This window comes from Mycolicibacterium stellerae, assembly GCF_003719305.1.
In the GTDB taxonomy this organism is placed as follows: Bacteria; Actinomycetota; Actinomycetes; order Mycobacteriales; family Mycobacteriaceae; genus Mycobacterium; species Mycobacterium stellerae.
The window spans coordinates 1-4,325 of sequence record NZ_RARC01000067.1; the positions used below are offsets into that span (position 1 = coordinate 1).

General features: G+C 68.3%; 3 protein-coding genes and 1 pseudogene. All 4 read right to left on the reverse strand.

The window, feature by feature from the left end:
* Positions 1-199 (reverse strand): NADH-quinone oxidoreductase subunit H (locus D6M19_RS33885; RefSeq protein WP_206428718.1); only part of this gene is annotated, 199 nt, incomplete at its 3' end.
* Between the two features lie 2 nt (positions 200-201).
* Positions 202-2,586 (reverse strand): NADH-quinone oxidoreductase subunit G, encoded by a 2,385-nt coding sequence (locus D6M19_RS33890; protein WP_123029659.1) that lies wholly within the window; start codon positions 2,584-2,586, stop codon positions 202-204.
* Positions 2,586-3,911, reverse strand: coding sequence for an NADH-quinone oxidoreductase subunit NuoF (gene nuoF, locus D6M19_RS33895; RefSeq protein WP_123029660.1), 1,326 nt, complete (start codon positions 3,909-3,911; stop codon positions 2,586-2,588). Before nuoF ends, D6M19_RS33890 begins: the two co-directional genes overlap by 1 nt.
* Positions 3,911-4,325: pseudogene (locus tag D6M19_RS33900) on the reverse strand (NADH-quinone oxidoreductase subunit NuoE); the annotation flags it as partial. The pseudogene D6M19_RS33900 and the gene nuoF, both read right to left, overlap by 1 nt.

The following is a 4,325-nucleotide window of genomic DNA, read 5'->3' on the forward strand; positions in this document are numbered from 1 at the left end:
TTATGCCGTCGACCAGCGACTGAAGCAAACCCTTTGGGCCCACCCGGTTGGGACCAAACCGCATCTGCATACGGCCCAACAACTTCCGCTCGATCAAAATCGCCGCCAACACCGTCAACAACAGAAAAACGAAGACGCCAAGCGCCTTGACCGCGATCAACCAGATCGGGTCATGTCCGAAGGCCGAAAGATCCGTCATAGTCACACCCGCCCAATCGAGACCACGGCGCCCGCGGTGACTCCCAGTTGTTGGTACACCGCGGATCCCGGCGAGTTCAGTGGCAGCCACACCACTCGGTCGTCCATGTCGGTGATCGCGAGCGGCAACGCCACCTCGCCGCGCTCCGTGGAAACGACGATCGAATCTCCTTCGGCTGCACCGATTTCAGCGGACGTAGCGGCCGAAAGCCGGGCGACCACTGGGCGAGCGGTGCCCGCGAGATAGGGTTCGCCGTCCTGCAGCAGCCCGGCGTCCAGCAGCATCCGCCAACCGGTCAGCACCGCCTCACCCCTTGCGGGCGCGGCCGCGGTGCCCGCCGACACGTCCGGCGCGGCAGGCCGCGCGCCGCCCCACCAGCCCAGCTTGGCGAGTTCCTCGTCTGCGGCTGCCGCATCCGGCAGCCCGAGGTCGACGCCGATCTCGTCGGCGAGGGTGTACAGCACCCGCAGATCCGGCGTCGCGTTGCTTTGCAGCGACGGTCCGAACGGCCGAATCCGGCCCTCCCAGTTGACGAACGAGCCGCCCTTCTCGACGACGGGCGCGACCGGGAACACCACGTCGGCCAGATCGGTGACCGCGCTTTCTCTCAGCTCCAGGCTGACGACGAACGGCACCGCGTCGATGGCCGTCAGGGCGGCGTCGGGATCGGGCAGGTCGGCAAGCTCGACGCCACCGACCAGCAGAGCCGCCAACTCGCCGCCCGTAGCCGCGGCGAGAATGCCCGCGGTGTCGCGGCCGGGCGTGTCCGGCAACTCGGAGACGTGCCACGCTGCGGCGGTCTGCTCGCGCGCCGAGGCGTCGGCGACTGGCCGGCCGCCGGGCAGCAGGTTGGGCAGTGCGCCTGACTCCAGCGCACCGCGGTCGCCGGCCCGCCGCGGCACCCAGCCGAGCCGGGCACCGGTGGCCGCCGCCAATCTGCTTGCCGCGGAGAGCGCGCCGGGCGACGTTGCCAGTCGCTCACCGACGAGAATGATCGCGCCAGGTTGGTTGAGCAGTGTTTCGTCGGTCAGCTCGTCGAGCGCCGCCGCCTCGCCGCCCGGTGCGGAGCGGATCAGCGTGCCCGACATCTTGGTCAGCCCGCGGGTGGCGAACGGGGCGATGGCGAGCACCCGCACGCCGGTCTTGCGGGCGGCCTTGCGCAGCCGAAGGAAGACGATGGGTGACTCCTCTTCCGGCTCGAAGCCGGCGAGCAGCACCGCGGGCGCCTTCTCCAGGTCAGCGTAGGTGACGTTCATCGGCCGCCCGGCGACATCGGACGCCAGGAAGTCGGCCTCCTCCTGGCTGTGCGCCCGGATTCGGAAGTCGATGTCGTTGGTGCCCAAGACGATCCGGGCGAACTTCGAATATGCGTAGGCGTCCTCGACGGTGCTCCTGCCGCCGACGAGCACGCCGGCCCGGCCTGCCGCGGCCGCCAGACCCGATGCCGCCGTTGCGAGGGCCTCCGACCAGGACGCGGGCCGCAGCTTGCCGTCCTCCTCACGGATCAACGGTGTGGTGATGCGGTCGCCGATCGTGGCGTAGGTGAACGCCCACCGGCCCTTGTCGCAATTCCACTCCTCGTTGACCTCGGGGTCGTCGCCCGCCAACCGGCGCAACACCTTTCCGCGCCGATGGTCGGTGCGCTGAGCGCATCCCGAGGCACAGTGCTCACACGCGCTCGGGCTCGACACCAGGTCGAACGGTCGTGCCCGGAACCGGTAGGCCGTGTTGGTGAGTGCGCCGACCGGGCAGATCTGCACCGTGTTGCCGGAGAAGTACGACGAGAACGGCTCACCTGGCGCGATGCCGACCTGCTGCAGCGCGCCGCGCTCCAACAGCTCGATGAACGGGTCGCCCGCGATCTGCTGGGAGAAGCGGGTACACCGCGCGCACAGCACGCACCGTTCCCTATCGAGCAGCACCTCCGAGGAGATCGGGATCGGTTTGGGGAAGGTGCGTTTGACGTCTTCGAAGCGGGTCTCCACCCGGCCGTTCGACATGGCCTGGTTCTGCAGAGGGCATTCGCCGCCCTTGTCGCAGACCGGGCAGTCCAACGGATGGTTGATCAGCAGCAGCTCCATCACGCCGTGTTGGGCCTTGTCGGCCGACTCCGAGGTGAACTGTGTTCGCACCACCATGTCGGGCGTGCACGTGATGGTGCAGGAGGCCATCGGCTTGCGCTGACCCTCGACCTCGACGAGGCACTGCCTGCACGCGCCGACCGGATCCAGCAGCGGATGGTCGCAAAACCGGGGGATCGAGACGCCCATCATCTCGGCCGCGCGAATCACCAACGTGCCCTTGGGCACACTGATCGGCACGTCGTCAATGGTCAGGTTCACCATCTCAACTGCAGGCGCATCCTGGCTCGGTTCGGTCACCGTCATCAGGCACCAACCCCCTCGGTCGCCATCAGTGTCGAGGCGTGCGGATCGAACGGGCAGCCGCCGTCCAGATGCTCGACATACTCGTCGCGGAAGAACTCGATGGACGACAGGATCGGGCTCGCCGCGCCGTCGCCCAAGGCGCAGAACGACTTTCCGAAGATGGTGTCGGAGATGTCGAGCAGCTTCTGAATGTCTTCTTCGGTGCCGTGCCCCGTCTCGAGCCGCTCGTAGATCTGGCTCAGCCAGTACGTGCCCTCGCGGCAGGGTGTGCACTTGCCGCACGACTCGTGCGCGTAGAACTCCGTCCAGCGCCGCACCGCGCGCACGACGCACGTCGTCTCGTCGAAGATCTGCAGCGCCTTCGTGCCGAGCATCGAGCCGACGCCCGCCATTCCCTCGTAATCCAGTGGCACATCGAGGTGTTCGTCGGTCAGCAGCGGCGTCGACGAGCCGCCCGGCGTCCAGAACTTCAGCGAATGGCCCTCGCGGACCCCGCCCGCGTACTCGAGGAGCTCGCGCAGGGTGATGCCGAGCGGGGCCTCGTACTGGCCGGGGTTGGTCACGTGTCCCGACAGCGAGTACAGCGTGAAGCCTGGCGACTTCTCCGTGCCCATCGAACGGAACCAGTCGATCCCGTTGAGGATGATCGGTGGCACGCTGGCGATGGATTCGACGTTGTTGACCACCGTCGGGCAGGCGTACAGGCCTGCCACCGCGGGGAAAGGCGGCCGCAGCCGGGGCTGGCCGCGCCTGCCCTCGAGCGAGTCGAGCAGCGCGGTTTCCTCGCCGCAGATGTAGGCGCCCGCTCCCGCGTGCACCACCAGCTCGAGGTCGAAGCCCGAGCCATTGATGTCGGTGCCGAGATAGCCGGCCTCGTAGGCCTCGTCGACGGCGGCCTGCAAGCGCCGAAGCACCGGGACCACCTCACCGCGCACGTAGATGAACGCGTGATGGGCGCGGATCGCGTAGGCGGCGATGATCGCGCCCTCGATCAGAAAGTGCGGCGTGGTCAGGATCAGTGGCATGTCTTTGCACGTGCCGGGTTCCGACTCGTCGGCGTTGATGACCAGGTAGTGCGGCTTGGCGCCCGCCCCGGTGTCGTCCTGCGGGATGAACGACCACTTGGTTCCGGTCGGGAAGCCCGCGCCGCCGCGGCCGCGCAGACCGGAGTCCTTGACCAGCGCGATGACCTCGTCGGGGCTCATCGCCAGCGCCTTGTCCAGCGCACGGTAGCCGTCGTGACGGCGATAGGTGTCCAGCGACCAGGGTTCGGGATCGTCCCAGTAGCGGCTGAATACGGGTGTCAGGGGAGTAGCAGGTGCCATCAGTCGCGTGAATCCGTTGTGCTCGGGTCGGTTTCGGTGGTGCCGGATTCGGCAGGCACCGTGGCCGACGGTGCGGGTGCCGGTTCGTCCTTGGTGGTCTCGACGGCCTCGGGCTTGGTGCCGTCGGACGCCGGTGGCGGCGTGTCCGGCTCGGCATCCGGCGGAGGCGCCTCCATACCCAGCTCGCGGGCGACCCGCAGCCCGGCCAGCGTCGCCGTCGGCACCTGGCCGTCCGCGGTGATCGGACGGTCGTCGGGAAGGCCTGCGAGGACGCGGGCGGTCTCCTTGAAGGTGCAAAGCGGCGCCCCGCGACTGGGCAGCGGCGGCTGGCCTTCGCGTAGCGCGTCGACGAGATCTCTTGCCGAGGAGGGGGTTTGGTTGTCGAAGAATTCCCAGTTGACCATCATGACGGGT